The organism is Aeromonas sp. ZOR0001, from assembly GCF_000801015.1.
GTDB lineage: Bacteria > Pseudomonadota > Gammaproteobacteria > Enterobacterales > Aeromonadaceae > Aeromonas > Aeromonas veronii.
The window spans coordinates 1-214 of the sequence record NZ_JRJY01000106.1; the positions used below are offsets into that span (position 1 = coordinate 1).

The 214-nt window shown below is 51.4% G+C and carries 1 protein-coding gene; it reads left to right on the top strand.

All coding sequences use genetic code 11. The features are described 5' to 3' along the window. Positions 1 to 62: 62 nt before the first annotated feature. A partial coding sequence (locus L972_RS20975) for a transposase (protein ID WP_156127052.1) occupies positions 63 to 214 on the top strand: 152 nt, incomplete at its 3' end.

Here is a 214-nt window from a genome sequence, read left to right on the forward strand (position 1 = left end):
TGAGGTATCCTGATTTTCACAGACAGTTCCGATTGTTACGATGAGACAATCGGGGGTGTTGAATGAAATCGAGAGAACACAATTCACCAGAGTTTCGGGCAGAGTCGGTTCGACTGGTGTTGGAGCAAGGCCTTGGCCAAGCTGAAGCCGCCAGAAGGTTGGGTATAGCCAAGGGCACACTGAGCAACTGGGTGGTCGTAGCCAAAGGAGGAAA